Annotated in this window: 22 protein-coding genes; 6 read left to right on the plus strand and 16 right to left on the minus strand. The window is 59.9% G+C overall.

The genetic code is table 11. From position 1 onward, the window contains the following. Nucleotides 1–40 precede the first annotated feature (40 nt). Entirely contained in the window at nt 41–2,086 is a 2,046-nt protein-coding gene (locus tag JSO19_RS01205; RefSeq protein ID WP_270909220.1) for a GGDEF domain-containing protein, read from the minus strand. A 189-nt stretch (nt 2,087–2,275) separates the two neighbouring features. On the opposite strand from JSO19_RS01205, the gene JSO19_RS01210 reads away from it, so the two are divergent. Continuing rightward, the gene (locus JSO19_RS01210; RefSeq protein WP_270909221.1) at nt 2,276–3,202 is read left to right on the plus strand and encodes a ribonuclease H family protein; all 927 of its coding nucleotides are present in this window, start codon (nt 2,276–2,278) and stop codon (nt 3,200–3,202) included. Between the two features lie 13 nt (nt 3,203–3,215). On the opposite strand, the gene JSO19_RS01215 is transcribed toward JSO19_RS01210, so the two are convergent. The 8 genes from JSO19_RS01215 to rpsB all read right to left on the minus strand — a co-directional run bounded on the left by JSO19_RS01215 (nt 3,216) and on the right by rpsB (nt 8,825). After that, nucleotides 3,216–3,500 carry an ATP/GTP-binding protein gene (locus tag JSO19_RS01215; protein ID WP_270909222.1) on the minus strand — a complete coding sequence of 95 codons (285 nt, stop codon included), beginning with the start codon at nt 3,498–3,500 and terminating at the stop codon, nt 3,216–3,218. A gap of 7 nt (nt 3,501–3,507) precedes the next feature. Next, nucleotides 3,508–4,116, minus strand: a complete 609-nt coding sequence (locus JSO19_RS01220; protein WP_270909223.1) for a transglycosylase SLT domain-containing protein — start codon at nt 4,114–4,116, stop codon at nt 3,508–3,510. A gap of 45 nt (nt 4,117–4,161) precedes the next feature. Then, a complete protein-coding gene (locus JSO19_RS01225) occupies nt 4,162–4,734 on the minus strand; it encodes a DivIVA domain-containing protein (RefSeq protein ID WP_270909224.1) in 573 nt (190 codons plus the stop codon). Then, on the minus strand, nt 4,735–5,649 hold the full coding sequence (locus JSO19_RS01230) for a phosphatidate cytidylyltransferase (RefSeq protein WP_270909225.1): 915 nt from the start codon (nt 5,647–5,649) through the stop codon (nt 4,735–4,737). It lies immediately after the preceding gene. A 5-nt stretch (nt 5,650–5,654) separates the two neighbouring features. Continuing rightward, complete coding sequence (gene frr / locus JSO19_RS01235; protein WP_270909226.1) at nt 5,655–6,209, minus strand: ribosome recycling factor; 555 nt, start codon at nt 6,207–6,209, stop codon at nt 5,655–5,657. 53 nt (nt 6,210–6,262) lie between these two features. Beyond that, entirely contained in the window at nt 6,263–6,982 is a 720-nt protein-coding gene (pyrH, locus tag JSO19_RS01240; protein ID WP_270909227.1) for a UMP kinase, read from the minus strand. Nucleotides 6,983–7,081: 99 nt separating this feature from the next. Then, nucleotides 7,082–7,909 (minus strand): translation elongation factor Ts, encoded by an 828-nt coding sequence (gene tsf, locus JSO19_RS01245; protein WP_270909228.1) that lies wholly within the window; start codon nt 7,907–7,909, stop codon nt 7,082–7,084. 61 nt (nt 7,910–7,970) lie between these two features. Beyond that, the gene (rpsB, locus tag JSO19_RS01250) at nt 7,971–8,825 is read right to left on the minus strand and encodes a 30S ribosomal protein S2 (protein WP_270909229.1); all 855 of its coding nucleotides are present in this window, start codon (nt 8,823–8,825) and stop codon (nt 7,971–7,973) included. A gap of 399 nt (nt 8,826–9,224) precedes the next feature. On the opposite strand from rpsB, the gene JSO19_RS13090 reads away from it, so the two are divergent. Then, a complete protein-coding gene (locus tag JSO19_RS13090; protein WP_442915668.1) occupies nt 9,225–9,728 on the plus strand; it encodes a M23 family metallopeptidase in 504 nt (167 codons plus the stop codon). Nucleotides 9,729–9,738: 10 nt separating this feature from the next. On the opposite strand, the gene JSO19_RS01255 is transcribed toward JSO19_RS13090, so the two are convergent. From JSO19_RS01255 to JSO19_RS01265, 3 genes are read right to left on the minus strand one after another with little or no spacing between them, the layout of a single operon-like run. Next, nucleotides 9,739–10,656 carry a tyrosine recombinase XerC gene (locus JSO19_RS01255; RefSeq protein WP_270909230.1) on the minus strand — a complete coding sequence of 306 codons (918 nt, stop codon included), beginning with the start codon at nt 10,654–10,656 and terminating at the stop codon, nt 9,739–9,741. 9 nt (nt 10,657–10,665) lie between these two features. After that, nucleotides 10,666–12,054 carry a DNA-processing protein DprA gene (gene dprA, locus JSO19_RS01260; protein ID WP_270909231.1) on the minus strand — a complete coding sequence of 463 codons (1,389 nt, stop codon included), beginning with the start codon at nt 12,052–12,054 and terminating at the stop codon, nt 10,666–10,668. Beyond that, a complete protein-coding gene (locus tag JSO19_RS01265; protein WP_270909232.1) occupies nt 12,051–13,001 on the minus strand; it encodes an ATP-binding protein in 951 nt (316 codons plus the stop codon). The genes dprA and JSO19_RS01265 overlap by 4 nt, the downstream gene beginning before the upstream one ends. Between JSO19_RS01265 and JSO19_RS01270 the strand changes: the two genes are divergently transcribed. Continuing rightward, nucleotides 12,948–14,690: a recombinase family protein gene (locus JSO19_RS01270; protein ID WP_087002908.1), complete on the plus strand. Its 1,743-nt coding sequence runs from the start codon at nt 12,948–12,950 to the stop codon at nt 14,688–14,690. The two genes, JSO19_RS01265 and JSO19_RS01270, sit on opposite strands and share 54 nt — an antisense overlap. 60 nt (nt 14,691–14,750) lie before the next feature. Here JSO19_RS01270 and JSO19_RS01275 read toward each other — a convergent pair whose 3' ends face one another. From JSO19_RS01275 to JSO19_RS01285, 3 genes are all read right to left on the minus strand, one after another. Further along, a complete protein-coding gene (locus JSO19_RS01275) occupies nt 14,751–15,197 on the minus strand; it encodes a hypothetical protein (RefSeq protein ID WP_087002911.1) in 447 nt (148 codons plus the stop codon). Between the two features lie 321 nt (nt 15,198–15,518). Then, a complete protein-coding gene (locus JSO19_RS01280; RefSeq protein WP_270909233.1) occupies nt 15,519–15,686 on the minus strand; it encodes a hypothetical protein in 168 nt (55 codons plus the stop codon). Beyond that, the gene (locus JSO19_RS01285; protein WP_006821979.1) at nt 15,683–17,110 is read right to left on the minus strand and encodes an IS1380 family transposase; all 1,428 of its coding nucleotides are present in this window, start codon (nt 17,108–17,110) and stop codon (nt 15,683–15,685) included. The genes JSO19_RS01280 and JSO19_RS01285 overlap by 4 nt, the downstream gene beginning before the upstream one ends. Nucleotides 17,111–17,398: 288 nt before the next feature. On the opposite strand from JSO19_RS01285, the gene JSO19_RS01290 reads away from it, so the two are divergent. From JSO19_RS01290 to JSO19_RS01300, 3 genes are read left to right on the plus strand one after another with little or no spacing between them, the layout of a single operon-like run. After that, nucleotides 17,399–18,088 carry a TetR family transcriptional regulator gene (locus JSO19_RS01290; RefSeq protein WP_101598864.1) on the plus strand — a complete coding sequence of 230 codons (690 nt, stop codon included), beginning with the start codon at nt 17,399–17,401 and terminating at the stop codon, nt 18,086–18,088. Continuing rightward, nucleotides 18,088–20,751: an ABC transporter ATP-binding protein/permease gene (locus JSO19_RS01295; RefSeq protein ID WP_180959783.1), complete on the plus strand. Its 2,664-nt coding sequence runs from the start codon at nt 18,088–18,090 to the stop codon at nt 20,749–20,751. The genes JSO19_RS01290 and JSO19_RS01295 overlap by 1 nt, the downstream gene beginning before the upstream one ends. Then, a complete protein-coding gene (locus JSO19_RS01300) occupies nt 20,748–22,475 on the plus strand; it encodes an ABC transporter ATP-binding protein (RefSeq protein ID WP_101598861.1) in 1,728 nt (575 codons plus the stop codon). Before JSO19_RS01295 ends, JSO19_RS01300 begins: the two co-directional genes overlap by 4 nt. Before the next feature lie 253 nt (nt 22,476–22,728). On the opposite strand, the gene JSO19_RS01305 is transcribed toward JSO19_RS01300, so the two are convergent. Beyond that, nucleotides 22,729–23,373, minus strand: coding sequence for a TetR/AcrR family transcriptional regulator (locus JSO19_RS01305; protein ID WP_006821244.1), 645 nt, complete (start codon nt 23,371–23,373; stop codon nt 22,729–22,731). Between the last annotated feature and the right edge of the window lie 36 nt (nt 23,374–23,409).

Genomic DNA, 23,409 nt, shown 5'->3' on the forward strand with positions numbered 1-23,409 from the left:
CGCACCCGACCCCTTTGCATTTCAGGCGATGCGACCAGGGCTATGACGGCGTTGAAAAGAGAACGTCGTCGGCTCTCGCAATGAGCGTGTCGACGGTATCACCGGGGCGAAAATCGGTCACGCCAACGTGCATGCCGATAGGCCCGGTTTGCAAGATATGACGAATCTTCTGTTCGGCCTCGTACACACTCAAGTACGGCAACAGCACGAAGAACTCGTCGCCTCCCAGCCGTACAAAGATATCTTCTGGACCAAGGTTCGCCGTAAAGTGCTGTGTGACGTCTTTGAGTACACGGTTGCCAGCTGAGTGGCCACCCGAGTCGTTCACCTGTTTGAAGTTAATGCAGTCGAGCATGACGGCTGAGAGCGGGTACCCGGCTCGCTCCGCACGCGCTAACTCGTTGAAGCCGTACGCGGCAAGGCCGTGGCGATTGAGCGCCCCGGTGAGTGAGTCATGCTCAACAAAGGCGCGTGAACGGCTGTACAGATACGAGCTGAGCTCGAAGAGTATGCAATACACGATCGCACCATAAATGACGGCTGTCGCGATGAGGCGCTGCTCGACCGCGTTGCCCGCAAGGCTGCTCTCGAAAAGGAGCGGCAACCCGAGCAGGAGGAGCCCAGAAATGAGCAGCCCTCGCGAGGCCTTCGTTCCTGAGAACGTGCCGAGGTAGAGCGCCACAAGCGACGTCGCGTACAACAGCGCGATGCCGTGGGTCGTTGACTCGACGAGAAGCGCCGAGACGACCATGAACGTGAGCAGCACCGCAGCCGTCCAAAAACATGCCCTGGCGGGGTAACGACTCCCAAACCACAGCGGGAGCGCAATCGAAACGAGCGAGAGCGCACATGCCGAGAGTGTGAGCCATAGGAGGCCGCCATGCACCTCCGGAGGGTTCAAGAGAGTACCGATCGTGACGGGCACGAGCACAAAGAACCCGAGCGTTGCGCTCATAATCGAGAACGAGGTTTGTCGCGGAAACCTGAAGAGACGTTTTCTCGGCGGTTTCACTCCGCCGTGCACGGCAATCTCGACGGGGCCCGTCATCAGCCGACCGTCAGGTCTCCGGGGCCTCGATTGCTTCTTTTCGTAGAGCCTCGCATCGGCACGTTCAAGGAGCGTCTCGACCGAGTCGCCCTCTCGTTTTTCGCTGAGGCCCCACGACCACGAATGCACGGCATTCATCTGAAGGCGGTTGAGTACCTGCAAAGCCTCACCCGCGGTGGTGCGGGGAAAGATAAAAAGAAACTCGTCTCCGCCAACACGGCCAATCGTGTCGTACGAGCGCACTGTCGTGCGCCACTGCCCAGCGCTGTTGGCGAGAATGCTGTCACCGTACGGATGCCCGTAGGTATCGTTGAGCTGTTTGAAACCGTCGAGGTCGACCAGCACAACCGTCAACGGCTCCTGGTTGCGGTCTGAACGCGCGAACTCACTCGCCAGGCGCACCTGCGTTCCCCGACTATTGAGCGTCTGTGTCAGCGAGTCGGTGTGCGCGGCAAGCTTCATATTCGTTCTGAGGTATGAGGCCAAGATAAAGGCGAGCCCCATGATGCACAGCGTGTACAGCGCAATCGAGGGGGTCAGTACCGCGCTCTGCCCCACCGCGGGGCTCAAGAGAATGCCCACTCCGATGGCGATCACTGAGCCGAGAAACATCACCCAGGCGTGTCGTGGCGGCCAAAACCATCCGAGATACATGATGATCGCCGGCAGAATATGCAGTGCGGTGCTCGCAAAAACGGGAGTGTCGCCGAAGATGAGATGAGCTACGAGCGCTCCGATCACGAAAAAGAAGCCGAGAGCACCCGCCCACTTCGGGAAGCGTTCTTTCACGATGAGTGCGGCAGCGATCCACACCACCGCCAACACGCCCGAGACAATCGAAACCACGATCTCGACGGGATTATCGATAATGCCCTGCCAGTTCATGAGCACGTCGCAGATCACGGTAACGAGTAGCCACAGCGCATTGAGCCCGGTGATGGCCCAGAAAACGCTCCGGTCACTCTCAGCGGAGCTCCGCAGCGGCGCCAGGGTGCGCAAAAGCACCTGGCGGCGACGCACGAGTCTCGAGGCCGGCATCAGCTAGCGCTCCACGACGTTCGCGAGTGGCTCATCGGCGCACGTCAAGGTGCGGGCACGTGCGCCCACGCCGGCATAACGACTCCCCCACCCGTACAACCGCTGAACCGCCTCCCCGATACCTTCTGCAATCACTCCTACAATAACTGATGGATCACTTTTCTACAGTGAGCGCGAATGGAGTAAAGAATGACGATCGTTGCAGCAGCCGATGGCTCGGCGCTCGGCAACCCGGGAGCCGCTGGGTGGGCCTGGTACATCGATGAGCAGAACTGGATGGCCGGCGGGTGGAAACACGCGACAAACAACCAGGCCGAGCTCATGGCCGTTCTCTCTTTGCTCACCGAAACGGCCGGCACCAGCGAAGCGCTACACGTACTGTGCGACTCGCAGTACGTCATCAACTCACTGACGAAGTGGATGCCCGGGTGGAAGCGCAAGGGCTGGAAGAAGTCTGACGGCAAGCCAGTCTTAAACCGCGACCTACTCGAACAGCTCGACGACGCATTGCGCGGCCGCAAGGTCACCTTCGAGTGGGTCAAGGGTCACGCCGGGCACAGCCTCAACGAACGCGTCGACGACCTCGCGCGAGACGTCGCGACCGCATTTCAGCGTGGCACAGCGCCGAACACTGGCCCCGGCTTCTCACGAGAACAGTCAGAGACCGCGGTGGATCACGACGCGGCCCGCACCCGACCAAAGAACGCGAACGCGACCCCCGAAGCCGCCCCACCCTCACTGTTTGATCTGTTCGACAGCGCAGAGCCGCAGCAGAGCAAGCAGGACGTTGGGAATCAGGCAGCAGTCGCTTCGGCCGACGCTCGGCTGCGAGAGGCGTGCGAGCGCCGCGATCGAGCCTCGATCCGCGCCCTGTTACACCCGAGCATGAACGCCATCGTGTCGGGCGCCGAGGGGGCGCTCACTGCCCAGGGGTTCGTTGATCATGCAACGACCGGCTCTGGCCTAGGCGCACAGAGCGGCATCGAGACGCACCACATTGCCCCCGGTGTCGCGCAAACGCTGCGCATCGGTTCAGAGCCGAGCGAGCGCCTGCAGAGTGCACTCTGGGTGCGCGATGCCGATGCCTGGCTGCTTCGTTTCTGGCAGGAATCGTAATCGGGGTCGACCGTTACGAGGCGATACGCCAGCAGTGAGCGTGCCAGTGCCTCCGCTCGGTCACTGCTGCGCCGTCGCCGAAGATGTGCTCTGCGCTCCAGGCAACGACGTGCGCTTGGCCCCGTGCGATCACTTGTCCGCAGTCTGGGCAGCGGTATTCTTTTTCGGCACGGTGGGCAGGAACCTCGCGCACGAACCACTCCCTGCCCCGCTTCACTACCTTGCTCGCGCCGCCGTACGAGAGACGCTCGACGTCATGCTTGGGAGTTACTGGGCGGCGACGGTTTTTTCTCGCCACCGCTGAATCACCACCAGTTGTTTGATCGCCAGAAATCGTAGGCCCCGTTCCACCCACCATACTTCTGAGCATATGAGTTAGCCCAGGTCAAGTTAGCAACGGGATCATATCCGCCCCCAGGAACTTTGCTGCAAGGATATGCCTGAATCAGACCGCAAGCACCGGAGGTAGGGTTGGTTGCATTAGGGTTCCAACCGCTCTCACGTGAGGCGATGAAGTCAACGTAACCCCAGTTTTCTGGAGCGATACCGGCTGCCGTCATCCAAGCTTCGGGTGACCCACCTCCACTGTAGGTCGGAATCGGAGCCGCAATCGATGGCTCCTGGGCTTCTGTGACTTCTTCTTCGGGCTCTGGTTCAGGCTCAGGCTCAGGGAGCGTCTCGACCTCAAGGGCTGCGAGATAGTGCTCGGCCTCTACACTCGCCGCCGCGATGGCTTCCTGCGTGGGCATTTCACCAGGCTGGTACAGCGCTGATACCTCAGGCTCGCTCGACCATGAAAGCTGTGGCGCAATCGCCACCATGCCGAACAGCGCAATAACCGAACCAAAGGTAAGCCCGTAGCGCAAGCGGTGCATGAAGGATGATGATGCTGAAGTTTTTACTGAGACAGACACAATGAAGACAGTTTACCTATATTTCTTAAAAAAGTATCAATATTGTTATCTTTGCGACAACAGGTACTCGACAACGGCATCGAGAAACGCATCAACCTGCGCCTCATCGTAGCCCCGTCGTTGCGGGTAAAAGCGTACGGTGCGCACGTCGTTCACGCGAACGTCGAGCCCCTGGTCCAAGCGGTCAGCTAGCTGATCGATGACGGCGTCAACCTGAGAGATTCGGTAGCCCGATGAGAAAATACTACGCCTCGTGAATCTCGCGCTACGGTCGCGACGCATACGAAGCGCGAGATCGCTTCCCAGCGACTCGATGCTCTTCTGCCACTCTTCAAGACCGTTCTTCTCTTGGAAGGCCCGCCTCTCGCGGTCAAAAAGCACCTCTTCGAGCCGGTCAAGTGCGGCGTCAACGAACCTCGGGTCGTAGCCCTTCTTAGTGACTTCAAAGCCGCGCCGTCGAATCATTGAAGCGGTGACTTTTTCACCCTCGGCGACGCCACCCTCGTAGGTTGCCTTGATCTGGTCGAGAAATTCGTCGACCTCATTTACCCGGTACCCGCGAACCTTTCCCTCGGTCAGAGGAAATGGTCCCTTCTGCGCTTCGGCCGATTCAGCCATTTACACACTCCCCGTTATCACCATGATGAAGTAGACAGGAACGGTCGATGGAAGCAACGAGTCGAGACGGTCAAGAAAACCGCCATGACCCGGAACCCACGAGCTCATGTCTTTGACACCAAGGTTTCGTTTGATGAGCGACTCGGTAAGATCGCCGACCGTTGCTGTAATCACCAGCATCATGCCGAGAAGCGCCCCGAGCCACCACGGTAGTTCAAGCAGGAAGACCGCGCAGACGATGGCGACGGTGACTCCAGCGACAACCGCTCCGGCGAAGCCCTCCCAGGTCTTATTGGGACTGATGCGAGGCGTCATCTTATGTTTGCCGAGCGTCACACCCGCAGCGTATGCCCCAACGTCAACTGACACGACAACGGCGACGAGAGTGAATACCCACCACTCACCCGATTCTCCGTGAACGATGAGAATAGCAATCGACGCCAGCAGCGCCACATATGCAAGGGTGAAGAGCCCCGAGAAAACGTCGCGCACGAGTGTTTTCGGCGGTACTTCCCATTGCGGCACGAGCCCCTCGACGAGTCTCCAAATGCCAAGGACGACGAGACCAGCAACAAAGCCGCCAAGCATCCCTTTGGCGCCATATTGGTATGCGCCGAAGAGAATGAAGAGACCGCTGATGCTCACCCCGATGCGCGGCACTCTACGCCCGGCCCCACGGTACGCGGTTGCGAGCTCGATGAGCGCCACAATCACGAGCAGTGCAACGACGCCCGCAAATACTGGTTTTGCGAGGAACAGCGAGAGCAGAAAAACGGCGCCGAATACAAGCCCGGAGCCTATCGCAAAGAAGAGGTTTCGCCCCGCCTTCTCTTCGATACGCGCACTGGCCTCATCGAACTGCGTTTTCCGCTCTTCTAAGCGGTGGCGCAGATCGTCGCGAAGCTCCTCTGACATTGGCGTTAAACTTCCAGCAGCTCTGCTTCTTTATTCGTCAGGGCCTCGTCTACCTGCTCGATAAATTTCTTGGTGATGGCCTCGAGTTCTTTTTCGCCGCGCGAAACCTCGTCCTCACCAATCTCGCTCTTGAGCGCGTCAAGGTCGTCCTTTGCCTTGCGGCGTGCCGAGCGGATCGAGACGCGCCCGTCTTCAGCTTTCGCTTTCACGATCTTGACGTACTCTTTACGGCGCTCTGCGGTGAGCTCGGGAAGCGAGACGCGCACGACCTGGCCATCGTTGCTCGGGTTTGCCCCGAGGTTTGGCATGTCGCGGATTGCCTGTTCGATGTCGCGCAGCGCACCCTTGTCGTATGGGGTGATGAGCAGGCTGCGTGCATCCTGGTTCACAACCGAAGCGAGCTGCGGCAACGGGGTTGGCGTGCCGTAGTAGTTGACCATGACGCCCTGAAGTAGCGATGGGTTTGCGCGGCCGGTACGAACCGTCGCAAAGTTCTCTTTGGCCGCCGCAACTGCCTTGTCCATGCGGTCGGTGACATCGCTGAGTACTTCATCAATCACGGGGTGCTCCTTTAGCTGTGTGGTTCAAATAAACAGTGTAGCGTGGCGAGCTTCTAGGGGTGTACGAGTGTGCCCAGTTTTTCGCCACGAATTGCCGCGGTGACGTTACCGGCAGGCTCCATGCCAAACACGCGCATAGGAATCCCGTTGTCCATGCACAGGCTGAACGAGGTCGAGTCGACAACCTTGAGCCCTTGCACGAGTGCGTCGTTATAGCTGACCTCGTCGAGCTTGACCGCATCGGGGTTGGTGCGTGGATCATCGTTGTATACGCCGTCGACACCGTTTTTCGCGACAAGCACCTCATCAGCGTGAATCTCGAGCGCACGCTGCGCTGCAACCGTATCGGTTGAGAAGTATGGCAGTCCTGCACCTGCGCCGAAGATGACGACGCGGCCCTTTTCCATGTGACGAACCGCACGCAGAGGGATGTAGGTCTCGGCAACCTGGGTCATCGTGATCGCTGATTGGACACGCGACGATACCCCTGCTTGCTCGAGGAAGTCTTGGAGGGCAAGGGCGTTCATCACGGTGCCAAGCATGCCCATGTAGTCGGCGCGCGCGCGATCCATACCGCGGCTTGAGAGCTCAGCGCCACGGAAGAAGTTTCCACCCCCAACGACGATTGCAACCTCTGAGTGTTGCATCGCTGCAGCGATCTCACGAGCGATCTGGCTGACGACATCGGGGTTGACCCCGAGGCTACCGCCACCAAACGCCTCACCCGAAAGCTTCAGAAGGACTCGACGCTTTTTTCCCTCGGTTGCGCTCATGTGCTTGTACATCCCCTATCGTGTGCGGTGGTTGTTCTCTATGTATCTTGACATAGGAAGAGACCCGAGTCATCTCGACCCGGGTCTCTTCAGAGTGTGTTAGACGCCTACCTTGAAACGTGCAAAGCCGGTGATGGCGATGCCAGCGGTTTCAGCAACCTGCTTCACGCTCTGCTTGTTGTCACGAGCGTAATCCTGCTCGAGCAGCGCGACGTTCTTGTAGAAGCCGTTGAGGCGACCCTCGATGATCTTCGGGAGTGCGGCCTCGGGCTTGCCCTCGTTCTTTGCGATCTCAGTAACGAGTGAGCGCTCCTTCTCGACCTCTGCCTCAGGAACATCGTCGCGGCTCACGTAGAGTGGGTCAGCGAATGAGATGTGCTGAGCGATCGCACGAGCGGTCTCGCTGTCGTCGCCGCTGAAGGCAACAACAACGCCAACCTGCGGTGGCAGGTCTTTCGAGGTGCGGTGCAGGTAGGTCTCGAACTTTTCGCCCTCGACGCGTGCGACGCGACGAAGCTCGATCTTCTCGCCGAGAATCGCTGACTCGTCGACGATGATGTCGGCAACGGTCTTGTCGCCAGCAGGAGCCGCGAGAGCTGCTTCGAGGTCTGCTGCGCCAGCGGCTGCAACGGCCTCGAGAACAACGTCACCGAGCGCGATGAACTTCTCGTTCTTTGCAACGAAGTCGGTCTCGCATGCGAGATCGATCATGGTTGCTGCGCCAGCACCCTCGGTTACAGCGATGAGGCCTTCGCTTGCTGAACGACCCTCGCGCTTTGCAACGCCTTTGAGGCCCTTCAGACGAAGGATCTCGATCGCCTTTTCGATGTCACCCTCAGCTTCGATGAGAGCGTTCTTGCTGTCGGTCATGCCAGCGCCAAGGCGCTCACGCAGTTCCTTAATTGCAGCCATGCTTACCGCTGCCATATGGACTCCTTACGTTCGAAACGCTCAATGAAATCGAGCATTTACTGGGATCTGGGGTGTGTTACTCGGCCTTCTCAGCGGCAGGTGCTTCTTCAGCAGGCACTTCTTCAGCAGCTGCTTCTGCGGGCTGCGCAGCAGCCTTCTCGCCTTCGCCTTCCTTCGCCTGGAGAAGCTCTACTTCCCACTCAGCGAGGGGCTCAGCTGCTGCTTCGCCTTCGGTCGGCTTCTGGTGACGCTCCATGAGGCCCTCAGCAACTGCGTCGCCAATGATGCGCGTGAGCAGTGCAACCGAGCGGATCGCGTCGTCGTTACCCGGAATCGGGTAGGTGACCTCGTCAGGATCGCAGTTGGTATCGAGAATACCGATGACGGGAATACCAAGCTTCTTGGCTTCGTCAATCGCGAGGTGCTCTTTGTTCGTGTCGATGACCCAGAGCGCCGAAGGCGTGCGGGTCATGTTGCGAATGCCGCCGAGCGACTTCTGGAGCTTCTCAAGCTCGCGCTTCTTGAGGAGCAGTTCCTTCTTCGTGAAGCCGGTGGTGCCACCTTCGTAATCGAGCTGCTCAAGCTCCTTCATGCGCTCAAGGCGACCGGTAACGGTCTGGAAGTTTGTGAGCAGGCCACCGAGCCAGCGCTGGTTGACGTAAGGCTGGTTCACGCGCGTTGCCTGCTCGGCTACGGCTTCCTGAGCCTGCTTCTTGGTACCAACGAAGAGGACGTTGCCACCCTTAGCGACGGTCTGCTTGACGAAGTCGTATGCAGCGTCGATGTAGGTGAGTGACTGCTGAAGGTCAATGATGTAGATGCCCGAGCGCTCGGTGAAGATGAAGCGCTTCATCTTCGGGTTCCAGCGACGGGTCTGGTGACCAAAGTGCACGCCGCTGTCGAGCAGCTGGCGAATCGTTACTACGGCCATGGCCGTTCTCCTGTTCTGCGCAGGTGAGTGCGCGTTCTGGTTTCATACGTGACCGTGTGAGACACGGCTGTATCCTGGTGCCCTGCCCCTGCTCCACCCGCGAACGGGACCAATGGAGAAGAGTGCGTGATTGGGCACGCGAAGTCACCTCAGACGAGGTGCTGGGAAAAGTTTACCATCGTTTTTGCTCCACGTCTCACGCTTTCGACGTTCACAGCAGATTCTCGTGGTTCGCCCCGGCGTGGCATGTGTAAAGCTTCTTCGCCTGTTCTTCAGGCAAGCAAACTCATGTTCATGACCATGCTTCTTCTGCCCCGCTTCGCTCGGCGCCCTGTTTCCCACCTCAGAAACACGGTTACGCTCGCGGCCACGCTCTTACTTACCCTCACCTTGCTGCCCATGGCTTCTCATCAGACACGACAAGCAAGCACGGTTTATGCGAGCGAAGATGAGCGACAGGGCCTTAGCGCCGTGATCGACCGGGAGTCTCATAACGGACCTACGTGGCGTGTTCCCTTCTCTCGGATACCAACGATCGAGCGATTCTACGAACAGCCAGAGGGGCGCTACGGGAAAGGGCACCGGGGCATTGATTTTGCGTCAACCGAAAGCTCACTCATTCTTGCGCCGGCGTCAGGAACCGTGCACTTTGCAGGTGTGGTTGCAGAGAAACCTGCCGTGAGCGTGCGGGTCGACGGTGACATCATTTACACGTTCGAGCCTGCGACTACCGAGCTCTCGGTCGGGGATTCCGTTGCCCAAGGCCAACCTTTGGCGCACGTAGCCGTTGGCGGTCACTGTGACGGCAACTGTGTTCACTTCGGGGTACGTGTGTCTGGTGAGTACGTAAACCCGCTTCGTTTTCTCGCGGGCCGCCCAGTGCTGCTTCCGCTACAGGGATGAGTCAACCGATTCATGCTCTTGGGTGGCTCGTTCGGTACCGCTCCGCGAGACGCTCGGTTGAAACATGCGTATAGACCTGGGTGCTCTCAAGGCTGCGATGCCCAAGCATTTCTTGCACAACCCTGAGGTCAGCTCCGCCGTCAAGCAGGTGCGTGGCCGCGGTGTGCCGAAAGACGTGCGGGCCACGCGGGCCACTGCCCGGCTCTTCTCCGAGATGTGCTGAGACAACCCGGTAGACCGCTTCAGGGCGCATCATGCCGCCTCGCGGCCCAAGAAACCACCAGTCGTGTTCGCTCTTGGTTGTCGCCCGTGCGGCAAGCGCTGGGCGGGCTTCTTCGAGGTAACGGCGCATCGCCCTCTGGGCAGGTATACCGAAGGGCACGATGCGCTCAGAGCCGCCTTTGCCGAGCACCCTAATAGTGCGTTCCCTGAGATCAACGCCCCGGAGCTCGAGCCCGCAAAGCTCTGAAACACGTGCCCCCGTTGCATAGAGCAACTCGAAGAGCGCGTGATCGCGAATAGCAAGCGGATCACCGCTACTCGTGAGCGTCTCAACGGTGCCGAGCATCCGTTCGACCTGGTCTTCGGTGAGAACCCGCGGCAGGCTCTTACCCGGTTTCGGAGCCCTCAGTCGAGAAGCGGGGTTTCCGGGTACGGTTCCCGAGCGTTCAAGCCAGCCGCCAAACGACTTCAACGTCGCGACCCCACGAGCAAGGGTGCGTTGCGAAAGGCCCTCTTGTTGCCTTCTCCACACCCATTCACGACAATCGTCAAGCGTGAGCTGGGCAATGTCGCGCTGGGCCTCGTCGCCCACGGTGTGTTCGAGTTGAGAGAGATCGCGGGCATACGCGCGCACCGTGTGCTCTGAGTACCCGTATTCCTGCTCGAGCGCACGCAGAAACCGCTCGATTGCTTCGTTCATGCGCATGGTTTCATGCTATCGCGACCTCCTGACGAGTGCCCAGCGCGCCTGCTCTACCGGTGCAGCCACGGAGTCTGTCCCAACGCGTACTACTTTTTGCAAAAGCTCCAGTTCCATGAGGGCAGTCGCAGCCTCGTCAAGGGTGATGCCTGCGTTGCGCGCGACCTCGTCGACTCCTCGAGATCCTCTTCGCGGTAACGCGTCTGTGACGCGCTGATGCAGTGAGAGTTCCCGCGGGAATGGCCCCTCACCGCAGGGGTCTTCGGTATAGCTCGCTCCTTCTCCCGCGCCCTGCCCCACACCCATAAGCAATTCGAGATCAGCTGTTTTCGTGATGAGCGCTGCACCGTACTCTTCAATCACACGAAAACACCCGAACGAACTCGCTGAGGTGATGGGACCAGGAACGGCGCCGAGCGGTCGCCCGATCTCAGCTGCGTGGCCCGCGGTGTTGATCGCCCCAGATCGTGTTCCGGCTTCGGTGATGAGCGTGGCCTCAGCAAGTGCCGCGATAAGCCGATTGCGCATCAGGAAGCGCCACCGCGTTGGCGGGGAACCCGGAATCATCTCCGAGATGACTGCACCCGTTTCTCCGATGCGCCCAATCAGCGCATCGTGTGCTGCGGGATAGCGCCGGTCGGCTCCCCCGGCGAGCACAGCAACGGTGCGGCCACCTGCGGCAAGAGCCGCCCGGTGCGCCACACCGTCAATCCCGTACGCCGCACCCGAGATAATCGATCTTCCGTGTTGCACCGTGCCCTGCACAAGTTCGCCGGTGACCTGCTCGCCGTATGAGGTGCAGGCTCGTGAGCCAACCACGGCAAGCCCCGCGATGCTCAGTAGCGGTACATCTCCAATCACCCAGAGCGTCAATGGGGCGTGATCGCCGAGATCTGCCAGGCGACCTGGCCAGGCAGGCGAAGCCTCGGTGAGTAGACGCATGTGATGCGCCCGAGCCGATTCACAGTCAGTGACCGTTGCAGCACGGTTGAGTCGCGGGCGCCATCTCCCGAGGCCAGCAGCAATCTCAGCCTTACTCGGTGCAAGAGAAACGCTGCCACTCGGTGAATGCGCGGGCGACTGGCATGCCTCGGCGGCAAGGGCTGCAAGCTTCGCCGCCGAGGTCCCCTCAATGAGGTGGCCAAGCGAGCCGGCGGCTCCCAGTGTCGAGACGAGCTTCCTGGCGACTCGGTCGCCTGGTTCGCACATGCGAGCCCAGGCGACGGTTGCAAACGCCTCAGTAAGTACCGCGTCTTCGGCGCTGTGCCCGGCAAAAGGGTGGGTATTCATGGCCAGTGCTGCGCGCGTTGCTTCATGGCTGTCGGTGGGGGCTTGAAACAGGCTGGCAATGATCTCGCGTTCTGCTCCGACAGGAACCAAGCTCTTCAGGACGCTCTCTTTCATGAACGTGCCTCGCGAAACATGAGTGCACGGCTTACCTCGGCGGCACCGGGTGAGGTTTTGCCTGCGAGATCAGCCACCGACCAAGCAACGCGAAGCGCCCGGTCATACCCGCGAAGCGTCAGCGTTCCAAGTGCGAGTGCACGATCGAGTAATGCCGTGGTGTGAGCGCTCAGACGAAGTTTTCCTTCTCTGAGCCACCCGCCCGAGACCTCAGCATTGACGTGCCATGGGGTACCCGCAAGACGTTCTGCTGCAGCTGCCCGCGCCTCGTTTACACGAGCTCGCAGTTTTTCGCTCGTCTGGGTGTCCTGCTGCTCGCCGGCACCACCGTTCACACTCGCGACCCTTCTCAGCGTGATGCCAAGGTCGATGCGATCTCTCAAAGGGCCAGAGATACGCGAAGCATAGCGCCGGCGTTGCATCGGCGTGCATGAGCAGAACGCGTCGGTGGCTTCAGCACCCGCCTTACCGCAGGGACAGGGGTTGTGTGCGAGCACGAGTTGAACGCTAGCGGGCAATGTTGCTCGCAGACTCGCGCGATGAATATGCACCTTTCCTTGTTCAAGAGGTTGGCGCAGAGCATCGAGAACATTGCGCGAGAATTCTGCCGCCTCATCAAGAAAGAGCACGCCTTCTGAGGCCAGCGATAAGCTGCCCGGAATGAGCCCACCGCCCCTCGCAGCACCAATCATTGCTGCGGGTGACGCGGTGTGGTGTGGGTGTTCGAACGGCGGAACCCTCATGAGTGAGGTGAGCGTATCGTTCGAGATGAGTGAGTGAATACTCGTTGCCCGCAACGAGGCTTCATCGCTCAGCCTCGGGAGAATCGTCGGTAGGCGTTCAGCCAGCATCGTCTTCCCCGCTCCTGGAGGAACCAACGCTAAAATGACTCTATGGAAGCCATCGCCTATATCCGCAAGTCGAACACACCCGATGAGTCGAGTCACAGTATCGAGGATCAGCGGGAGTGGGCATGGACGACGGCCAAGCGGCGAGGGTTCACGCTGCGTGAGGACGACATCTACGAGGAAGTCGTGTCGGGATGGCAGCAGTACAGGGCTCGCCCGCAACGTGAGGCTCTGGTCACCGCCATAAGGTCAGGCTCCGTACGCGTGCTCATGGTCAGGGTCCTAGACCGGCTGGGCCGGAACCAGGCTGAAGTCTCGGCCATCGTGGAGGAGTGCCGCCGTAAGAGGATGCTGATCGTCACGGAGGCAGTGGATCACGACACGACCACGGCGGAGAGCGTGCTGCTGACGTCGACGCTCTCCGCTCTGGCTCAAGCCGAGGCCAGCCGTACCTCGGAGCGCCTGAGGGCTACAGCGGCGGCGCTGCGGCAGCGGGGCGGATGGAACGGCATCGCTCCCTACGGATGGGAGAAGGCTCCCCGCGGGGAGGATGGGGTCATCCGGCTGCGCCTGCACCCAGAGCAAACCAAGCTGGTCCGGCGCATGGTGGATGAGGTGCTGGGAGGCGCGGGGATCGCGCAGGTGGTCGAATCTCTGTCCCATGACGGCTGCATCACGGCCGCGGGCAAACCGTGGTCGTACAAGTCGGTGGTGAGAGTGTTGCGCCATCCGATCCTTGCGGGGTACCAGTCGCTGGCGGCACGCGACGAGCAGGGCCGTCAACGCCCCGATGCCCGCGAGTTGGTTCTGGATACCACCGGGCAGCCCCTCAAGGCGCACTCGGCAGTTGTCACGCCCGAGGAGTACCGGGCGCTTCAAATTCTCGTCGCGCCCAAGCGCTTGACCAGCCGGCGGCAGTCTGCGCGTGGCCTTCCTTTGGCAGGTCTCGTGTACTGCGAGGGATGCGGGAGGCGCATGATTTCGTCTCGTCGCGCAGGAGCGTACATCTGCGATTCGAAGCAGCGAGGCATTCCCTGCACAGGTCGCGCGATCAGAGCCGCCAGCCTCCTGATGTTCTTAGAGACGTTCACGGGGGCAGTGCTCCAGAGTGAGGAGGCTTTGGAAGCTCAGCGCGCGCAGTTCGAGGCGATTCACAGCGAGCAGACCCGCGAGAATCTAGAGGCGCTCCGGGCAAGCATCGCGCAGGCTGACGAAGAGATCGAGGTGCTGAGTGCGATGGTCGCTGACCGGACCACACCGCTGGAGGCTTACCCCGGCCTGATGGCCCGCCTCAGCGCAGCGCGAGCGGATCGAGATTTGGCCCAGAACCAGCAGGCCGACCTGCTGCCTCGCGGACTGCCGCTACAAGTCGACCCGCTGACCTACGAGGAGTTCCAGGCGCTCCCTGACGAGACGCGGCAGACGATGGTGCGGCGTATTGTGGAACGCGTCGAAATCCTCCCCGATCCCGGACATGGTGGTGCGCAGAAGGGCTATTTCGGCAGCTCAGGCATTAACCTAGCGCGGGTGCGGTTCAGGGCATGGGGCGACGATGAGGGCACATGGCGGCAGACCGAGGGGTTCGCCCTCACTCAGGACGGCGGCCTGTTCACGTGCGAGCAGTGCGACCCTATCCGGTCGTTCGCCTACCGCAACAATCGCGACCACCACGCTCGATACGCCCATCCGCGCGTCGTGGAGTGCGAACTGTGCGGTGAAATGATCCCGCTTCCGGGTATGCCCTCCCACAAGAGGAAGCACGCGAGAGACGCCTTGGAACAGAAGTGATCCCGGAGAGGCGCATTCCACCTCTCCGGGATCACCGAGCCGAGTCCCTGTTGGGTGCACTCAGTCAGCGCCACGCCGCATCTCCCCGAGAGCGCTTTCGCCGACGCTGGCGAGGATGACCACCTCGCTGCCATCCAGTACGGCAGCCTTGCGCTCGTCCAGGTATGGCAGCAGAGCGGTCCCGTCTCCGGCACTCATCTGCGAAACGCACAGCAGCTCGGCAGCCTGGGAGCCGTCCGGCTGGTCCTCGAACGTGCTTCGCGTGCCGTTCGGCGCGTCCACATAGGCGATGATCACGCCATCAGCCTCCGGTGCAGTGATCATCGTGCACGCGCGGGCGCTGTCCGCGGTGTCGTAGGCTTCCACAGCGTCGATGGGTACTGCTGAGAACTCCACATCCACGCGCCGGCTGCCTTCGGATGGCGTGTCTAGCACGGTGGCCTCGCCCAGGGCGTCGAGCGCAGGGACGCTGACCCTGTCGCCCTGAGTCAGAGCGGTGATATCCACTGCGGGTGGAGCTGCCTCGACAGGAGCCAGGTCACGGGACGCATCGTTGGAGTGAGGCGCTGATGTGGAGCACCCCACAAGGGTGACCGCAGCAATAGCGGCAGCCACCCCCGCGAGAAGCTTGGTTGACGTTTCTCGTAGGTTTGAGATGGGCAAGGGGTTTCTCCTTAGGATTAGGAATTCGCCACCGTCCGGTGACGACATGGACCGTCGCGGCGTTGTGTGGACGCACAAGTCTGAGAGGCCACGGTTCGGTCACGAGGCAAGAAGTGGCCCCGACCGTGTTGGTCGGGGCCACTCACCTAAGCCTGGATCCACCGATTAGATAAGCGATGTGCAGTTGCGACGCTGAGGAATCGATGGTGCGCGGTTGAGCGTTTTGGGGTCGTTGATGTCTCCCGGCCTGGCACCGGTTGTGTCCACTGATGGGTTTCCGAGCATTCCTTTCTGCTGCTCGGCCGGGCGCCCCTTTTCGGGCTGGGTGGTCACGGTGTGGCCAGCTGTGGTGGGCTCAGCGTGTTGTGCCATAGCCGGTCAAAGGCGGTGGCCCATTTCCAGTGCGTAGGTAAATGCAGGATCAGTTTGCGAGCCCGATGCGCAATCCGGGCGGGAATATTGACCAGTTTCTGGCGCAGGCTGACCGTTCTGGCATTGACCAGCTTGCCACCGGCAACACTGCCTGCTGCTCGCAGCAGATTGTGGCTGATGGCCGCGATGACTAGCCAGGCCGCGTTGGCATAAAACCGCCCGGAGGGCATGTGGGCTAATGGCCCGGCTTTGAGATCAGCAAAAACCTGCTCGACGACGGCATGTTGACGGTGGACTTTGTCTGCAGCCACCGTATCCAAGACAGATTGTTCGACGGTAGTAAAGAAGGCGTGATAACGGAACGTGTCAAACAGCTGGCCTTGAGCGGCTGCCAGTTTGGTGGTATTGAGTTCCGGGATGCGGCGGACCACCAACCGGCCAGCCAGTTGCTCCTCTTGGGCTTTGGACGAGAAGGCGGTGAAATCAATTTCAGCCACCTGCGCATCAGAGATCCATCGACCCGTTTCGTCGTCATAGATCGCCTGTGGGTAATTGATCCCTCTCCAGGCCTCGGCCGGGATGTGAGCAATAGCTTTCTTCACGGCAGCGTTTTGGGGCAGGGTCACTGAGTAGTGGACTCCAGCCGCGCGGACTGCTTTGGCGACGTTGGCACTATAAAAGGCCGAATCAAACCGCGCCAACACAGGGGTATCGGGATCGATGATGCGTTTGGCAGTGGCCAGGCTGTCACTGACTAATTTGTCAGCGCCTCGCACCGAATGAGCTGCCCCTTTGCGTAACTGCTGACCAAGCACCAGCGGTGCTGCTTTGGCTGTGGAAATCGTGGCGGTCAATCCGTTGAGGCCGCGCAGTTTGTTATAGCCGATTCCAGCACCGTGTTTGTTGGGCGAAAAGACTTCAATAACCGTGTCATCCACGTCGACAAAGACCATGTCACCACCGGTGCCATCCGGTGACCTGACCGGCAACAAGTCCGTGTGGTCACTCAGGTTGGTCAGAAACCTGGAAGCGACTGCGGCTAATTGTTTCACATGCCCATGCGTGTATTCGCGCAGGTGTGAGCCCAGTGTTGAGGGCGCATACACCCGATGGAACAATGATTTCATCCCACCATGCCGCAGCAGATCCATGTCATCGATGCTGTCGGCACCAGCAGCCATCCCAGCGACCAGCGACGTGATCTTCGTCCCTGGATTCGCACCCTTATCGGCCCCAGTATTAGCCACCGTGATCCACTCATCAGCTAAACGTTTCAGCCCCGCAGACTGCGCCAACCGCAACACGGGAGCAAGCCCAGCCGACGACACGAGATTCGGTTCATCAAACGAATAGGCAATACCAGCAGCACTGTGATTGAATAGCATCTCAGAGGTGCCTTTCTGATCCTAGAAATAGTGGCGTGAACAACTACTATTATTCCAGGTCAAAAGGCACTTCTTCAGTTAAACCGCCGAACTCACACCAAATTTATCGGTGGATCCAGGCTTACATACTGGGTGGTGACACTGCCACGCTCATGTCGACCATGGCGCGGAAGCCACGACGGATTGCATTAGTCAGGCGCCCGATCAGTCTGGACCACCCTGTCTTTCCTGTTCATCTTAGGCTACCCTTAGTTACTGGTGGCAACTAACCTGGATTGGCGGTACTGAATGGAGAAGCAAATTGGCGGTCGTCCTCGTCAGATCGAAGTCGAGGATATTCTTCGAGCGAGCCGAGCGGTCGGAATGCGGGCATTGAGTCTGAACGCCGTTGCCAGTCGACTCGACGTATCGGCTGCCGCACTATATCGCCATGTTGAGGGACGCTGGGGTCTTGAACGTCTGCTAGGCGAACAGCTTCTCGGTGAATTGCAATTGCACGACGATCCCGCCCATGACCCGGTGCAACACTTACTGTCCTTCGGGCTGCAGTTGCGCGAGCACAGTATCGAGCATCCCGGTTTGGTCACCTACCTTCAGACACTGTTTCCGCGGGGCGAAGGTGGCCGGGCACTACTCTCAACCGAAGTCGAAGCGCTTGTTCGACGCGGCTATGCACCAGATGCCGCCATTGTGCTTGCAAGTGCCGTTGCATCCACGACCATCGGATATGCGGCGGCAGAAGAGTCCCAACAACTGCACGCTAAAGAACTCGATGCGCAACGAACTCACGCAACGCAGGGACTCCTAGCGGATGCTCACCTGCACCAACCCCACAGTGTGCTACCGCAGATTGACTCGGATTCATACGTGCGCTTACTACTGACCGCAGCAATCCGGGGGTTCGTTGACATTGCTCCGCCGGGACGCGACGTGGAAATATTTTTGGCAGAACTACGAGCTATAGGACAAGGAATCTGATGGCCAAGCGGGGATTCAACGGTGTGCTCATGCGCACCTTCGGCGCACAGGACCACATCGCCACGGTTATTGACAAGGAATATCTCACCCCAAAATATTTGCGGATACGGTTGGTTTCACCGACTCTCTTTGACGAAGCCGAATCAGGGCCCGCAGTATATTTACGGTTTTGGTTTCCAGATCCTGACGGCAGCGGCGTTGAACACCAACGCGGATACACTATCGTCGAAGCGAACGAAGACACCGGTGAGTTCACCATCGATGTTGTACTCCACGAGCCCAGCGGTCCCGCTTCGACTTGGGCCGTGGCTGCTAAGCCGGGCATGCGCGTGGCGGTTATGGCTTTGGGTTCAGTCAAATTCGAAGTTCCTGAGGAATTGCCCGCTGCCTACCTACTCATCGGTGACTCGGCATCGATCCCGGCAATCAATGGCATCCTGGAGACCATTCCCAAACATCTCCAAGTTGACCTCTATTTGGAAGAGCATGACCCGGATGACCAACTGATTCCGCTCACCTCCCACCCGCGGCTCACCACGCATTGGGTGCCGTACCGTGGCCCCGAAACACTTGCAGCTGCGATCGAACCCCGTGACTGGTCGAATTGGTACGCGTGGGTTGCACCTGAGTCCGGAACATTAAAACATCTTCGGCCTCGGTTACGCGATGAGTTCGGCTTCCCGAAATCCGAACTGCATTTGCATGCGTACTGGGTTCGGGGGCGGGCAATGGGGAAGAATCGTTCACAAGACGAGGCGAGTACGACATCGCACCCCACACCAGAAGCGACCACCCCAGCAGAGCCAGTTCAGATACCCCAACAAAACGATGAAATGACCGGAAAACAGGCAGCGACCAGCCAGTGGCGCTCCCAATCTGGTCGACGCCTCCTCAAACCCCTTAAATCAACATTCATAATCGCGGGGGTGGTGCAAGCGCTGGTTACCCTCATGCAGCTGGCACCATTCTTTCTACTTGTCGAGCTGTCCCGCATGCTCCTCACCGGGGCAGCGCGCCAGGCACTAATATCGGTCGGGATCTGGGCAGTGGTCCTCATCGGGGCCGGTGTGTTGTTCTCGTCAGCATTATTACTGTGGCTGCACTGGATCGATGCCAGGTTCGAGCGGGAGTTGCGGGGCAGGATGCTGCGTAAACTCTCACGTCTGCCGCTTGGCTGGTTCGACTCACGCACGTCGGGGCAAGTTAAACAACTCGTACAGGACGATACATTCGCGTTACATTATCTTGTGACACATGCGGTACCGGATGCCGTTGCAGCTGTTGTTGCACCCCTCGGGGTGCTCGGGTACCTTTTCGTCGTTGACTGGCGGATGGCACTACTGCTCTTTGTACCGGTGCTCGTCTATATCATCACGATGTACATCATGTTGGTGCAATCTGGAGTCAAAACCGCGCAGTCGCTCCGTTGGGCCGACCGGATGAATAGTGAAGCAGGCAGCTATCTGGAAGGTCAACCCGTAGTGCGAGTATTTGGCGGAGCCACAGCGTCGACCTTCCACAATCGACTCAGTGAGTACATCGCGTTCTTAAACGACTGGCAACGACCGTTCAACGGGCAGAAGTCACTCATGGATCTGGCCACCCGCCCCGCAACTTTTCTGCTGGTCATAACGTCATTCGGCACACTTTTTGTCACCACGGGCAGTATGGATCCGGTGGCCCTACTCCCGTTCCTCTTCCTCGGGACGACCTTCGGCGGGAGATTGCTTGGGATCGGCTACGGCCTATCAGGTCTGCGCACCGGACTCTTAGCCGCCAAACGCGTGCAGCTCGTACTCGATGAACGTGAGCTCGAAGTGGAAAACCCAGTCCAAGCGGATGTCAACAACGACCCGATGACATCCCCTGCGACGGCATCCGGCAAGGTGACCTTCGACAAGGTGAACTTTTCGTACGTTCCGGGAGTTCCAACTCTGGAAGACATTTCTCTCACCCTCCAACCGGGGACTGTTACCGCGTTGGTGGGGTCCTCTGGATCCGGAAAATCTACCCTGGCAGCACTACTAGCGCGGTTCCACGATGTTGATGCGGGCTCGATCCGGATCGATGGACAGGATATCCGGGGGCTCACCCCCGATGAACTTTATGCTCGTGTCGGATTTGTGTTCCAGCAGACGCAACTTGTGCAAGGCACCGTACGCGACAACATCGCACTCGCGCAGCCCGAAGCGACTGATGAACAGGTGGAACAAGCGGCCCGTTCCGCCCAACTTCACGACCGTATTCTACGCATGCCCAACGGGTATGACACACTACTGGGGCCGGATGCGGCACTGTCAGGTGGCGAACGCCAGCGCCTGACAATTGCTCGTGCCATCCTTGCGGATACTCCGATCCTGGTGCTCGATGAAGCCACCGCCTTCGCTGATCCGGAATCGGAATACCTCGTGCAGCAGGCTCTCAATCAGCTCACGCAAAACCGTACGGTACTGGTGATCGCGCACCGCTTGCACACCATTACCGCTGTCGACCGCATCGTTGTCGTTGACCACGGCCGCGTAGTCGAAACCGGCACTCACAAACATTTGCTGGCTTGTGGCGGACGATACCGCCAGCTCTGGGACGCAGCTGGCTCCCACGCTTCCCACCACGGCGCCCACACCCCGGTCTCACACGCCGCTTCGATTGAGGACACCCAATGATTCGCACCTTACTCGCGCTCCTACCCACCGGTAGTACTCGAGCTGTCATCGCCCATCTCATCCTCACCGTAGTAAGTGTCATCATGCGGGCCGCCGGCACAGTGCTGCTCGTGCCCCTGATAGCCGCACTTTTCGGTGTGCAGCCCGCCGATGCCTGGGGCTGGGTCGGGCTGCTGGCGCTTGTGACCGCCGTCGGCTGGGTGGTCGACTGGTATATTTCACGCATCGGTTTTAATCTCGGTTTTGGGTTGCTTGACGAGAGCCAGCATGCGATTTCTGAACGCATCTCACGTATCCGACTCCAGTGGTTCACCGCGGAGAACACCGCTACGGCTCGCCAGTCCATTGCGGCGGCCGGACCCGATCTCGTGGGCATTATCATCTACCTGGTGACCCCGATCCTGGGGGCGTTACTACTGCCTATCGCCATCTCAGTGGCACTCATCCCGGTGTCCTGGCCACTTGCACTTGTAGCATTAGCCTTCGTTCCGGTACTGCTCGGAGCGTACTGGGCGGCGGGACATTTCAGCCGGCATGCAGACCGTGAGGCTGCAACAGCAAACAGCGAACTGACCGAAAGGATCGTGGAGTTCGCTCGCACCCAGCACGCGCTACGGGCAGCGCGGCGCATTGACCCAGAACGCAGCCAAGTCGGTCAAGCACTGGCGACGCAACACGGCACGACCCGCAAACTGTTATTTATGCAGATCCCGGGGCAACTTATCTTCAGTATCGCCAGTCAACTCGCCCTGATCGCCCTGGCCGGCACCACCGTTATCCGCACCGTGGATGGCAATCTCACCGTACCCGAAGCAATCGCGCTGATTGTCGTCATCGTCCGTTACCTTGAACCGTTTACCTCTCTTGCTGAGCTCAGCGGCGGCGTTGAGACCTCCGCACGCACCTTGCGCCGGATCAAAACGGTGCTAGATGCTCCAACGACGCCAGCGGGCAACGAGCAATTCAACGCCACCACGCCGCCACGCGTCGAGTTCAGTGATGTGCGGTTTAGCTACGCAACTGGCGATGCTCCCGTACTTGATGAGCTCAATCTGGTCCTAGAACCCGGCACAACGACAGCGATTGTCGGGCCTTCCGGGTCGGGTAAGAGTACCATCCTGACGCTGCTGGCTGGATTGCATAACCCGTCGGCGGGAAGTATTCTGCTTGACGGTAAGAACGTGAGCCAGTTCGATACCGCATCACGACGGGACGCGGTGAGCGTGGTGTTCCAAGAACCGTATCTTTTTGACGGTACCGTGCGTGACAACATCCTCGCCGGGCAGCCCAAAGCCGGGGATGCTGCCCTGGATACTGCCGCCCACCTGGCGCGAGTGGACACGGTTGTGCGCCAGCTGCCCGACGGCTGGGACACCCAAGTGGGCGAAGCGGGCGCCGCACTTTCCGGCGGTGAACGCCAGCGAGTTTCCATTGCCCGCGCCTTACTCAAACCCGCTCCCCTGCTCCTGGTGGATGAAGCGACCAGCGCCCTCGATACTGAAAACGAGGCGGCCATTACCGCCGCCCTCACCAACGATCCAACACCGCGCACCCGTGTGATTGTCGCTCATCGACTCGCGAGCATTCGAAAGGCGGATCGTGTGCTGTTCATCGAAGATGGCCGCATCGTAGAAGACGGAACCGTGGACGGGCTCCTTGGTCCCGGTGGTCGGTTCGCCGAATTTTGGTTGCAGCAAGACGCCGCCAGCGGTTGGCAAATCTGAGCGTGCAGGTGCTTTGCCTACCTCGAAGCCAACTTATCAGGCGCCGCAACTGTCCCGGCCTGGGCGAGCAGCACCTCAGATACAAGAATGCGGCGACAGGCTGCGGTCAACGGCGGGGATGACGTTGTCACTCATGTGGTTTCCTTCACTCTGAGGATGAGAACTGATACTTCAGCACGCCTACGACGTCGCCCACCCAGCATGACGTGCACGAAAGGGCGTGCATATGAGCTTGGCTAGCCATCACGCGACCTCACCCGCCGGATAATGGTGTGTCGGTGCGGATTGGCAGCCCAAGCATCCCCAGCATGCCCCGGGCAGTTGCCCGGATCGACCAGCAGAATCGCTCCTCGGGCGAAAGCGCTGCGGTGGCGAGCGCCCCGGCACGCACCGTCGATACCGCGGCGCTGAGCGATGTGGAATCTCGCACTTGGCTGTGCGAACGCGGATTTACGGCGGCAAGAGCTACCGCGTGCTCGGCGATCGTCGAAACCAAAATACTCGCCTGAGCCGCAGAGATGCCGTAGCGTTCCGCGAATTCAGCTTGCGAGCGGTCAATGCGTCCAACCGATACCGGCGTAGCGGAGCTCAGCCTCGTGAGGTGTTCGGCGATGCCAGGATTTGTGAGCACAAAATCACGTAATCGGCGCGCCAGGTCGACCAGCGCGTCTTCAGGGTCATCGAGGTTTGGAAGCGCAAAGTCCGCGCGTTCGACAATCCCTTCCGCGACAAGGTCACGCAGCCCTTGAATACTGCCCGCCCGCCGGTAGATAGACATCTCACTGACGCCAAGTTCGGATGCGATACCCCGCACCGTCAACTTCGGGAGCGTGAGTTTTGTGCCCGCGTCGACGATAGCCGCTGTGGTGAGACGACGGGGACGTCCAGATCTGATCATAACGCCATCCTGCCATGTCCGATTGCGTCCACGCCA

It is taken from the genome of Leucobacter sp. UCMA 4100 (assembly GCF_027853335.1).
GTDB lineage: Bacteria > Actinomycetota > Actinomycetes > Actinomycetales > Microbacteriaceae > Leucobacter_A.

Bases quoted from the DNA above. Each gene is read 5' to 3' on its own strand.
- JSO19_RS01205 (WP_270909220.1), bottom strand. From the start codon at position 2,086: ATGCCGGCCTCGAGACTCGTGCGTCGCCGCCAGGTGCTTTTGCGCACC.
- JSO19_RS01210 (WP_270909221.1), top strand. From the start codon at position 2,276: ATGACGATCGTTGCAGCAGCCGATGGCTCGGCGCTCGGCAACCCGGGA.
- JSO19_RS01225 (WP_270909224.1), bottom strand. From the start codon at position 4,734: ATGGCTGAATCGGCCGAAGCGCAGAAGGGACCATTTCCTCTGACCGAG.
- JSO19_RS01230 (WP_270909225.1), bottom strand. From the start codon at position 5,649: ATGTCAGAGGAGCTTCGCGACGATCTGCGCCACCGCTTAGAAGAGCGG.
- pyrH (WP_270909227.1), bottom strand. From the start codon at position 6,982: ATGAGCGCAACCGAGGGAAAAAAGCGTCGAGTCCTTCTGAAGCTTTCG.
- tsf (WP_270909228.1), bottom strand. From the start codon at position 7,909: ATGGCAGCGGTAAGCATGGCTGCAATTAAGGAACTGCGTGAGCGCCTT.
- rpsB (WP_270909229.1), bottom strand. From the start codon at position 8,825: ATGGCCGTAGTAACGATTCGCCAGCTGCTCGACAGCGGCGTGCACTTT.
- JSO19_RS13090 (WP_442915668.1), top strand. From the start codon at position 9,225: ATGGCTTCTCATCAGACACGACAAGCAAGCACGGTTTATGCGAGCGAA.
- JSO19_RS01255 (WP_270909230.1), bottom strand. From the start codon at position 10,656: ATGCGCATGAACGAAGCAATCGAGCGGTTTCTGCGTGCGCTCGAGCAG.
- dprA (WP_270909231.1), bottom strand. From the start codon at position 12,054: ATGAAAGAGAGCGTCCTGAAGAGCTTGGTTCCTGTCGGAGCAGAACGC.
- JSO19_RS01270 (WP_087002908.1), top strand. From the start codon at position 12,948: ATGGAAGCCATCGCCTATATCCGCAAGTCGAACACACCCGATGAGTCG.
- JSO19_RS01285 (WP_006821979.1), bottom strand. From the start codon at position 17,110: ATGCTATTCAATCACAGTGCTGCTGGTATTGCCTATTCGTTTGATGAA.
- JSO19_RS01290 (WP_101598864.1), top strand. From the start codon at position 17,399: ATGGAGAAGCAAATTGGCGGTCGTCCTCGTCAGATCGAAGTCGAGGAT.
- JSO19_RS01295 (WP_180959783.1), top strand. From the start codon at position 18,088: ATGGCCAAGCGGGGATTCAACGGTGTGCTCATGCGCACCTTCGGCGCA.
- JSO19_RS01300 (WP_101598861.1), top strand. From the start codon at position 20,748: ATGATTCGCACCTTACTCGCGCTCCTACCCACCGGTAGTACTCGAGCT.
- JSO19_RS01305 (WP_006821244.1), bottom strand. From the start codon at position 23,373: ATGATCAGATCTGGACGTCCCCGTCGTCTCACCACAGCGGCTATCGTC.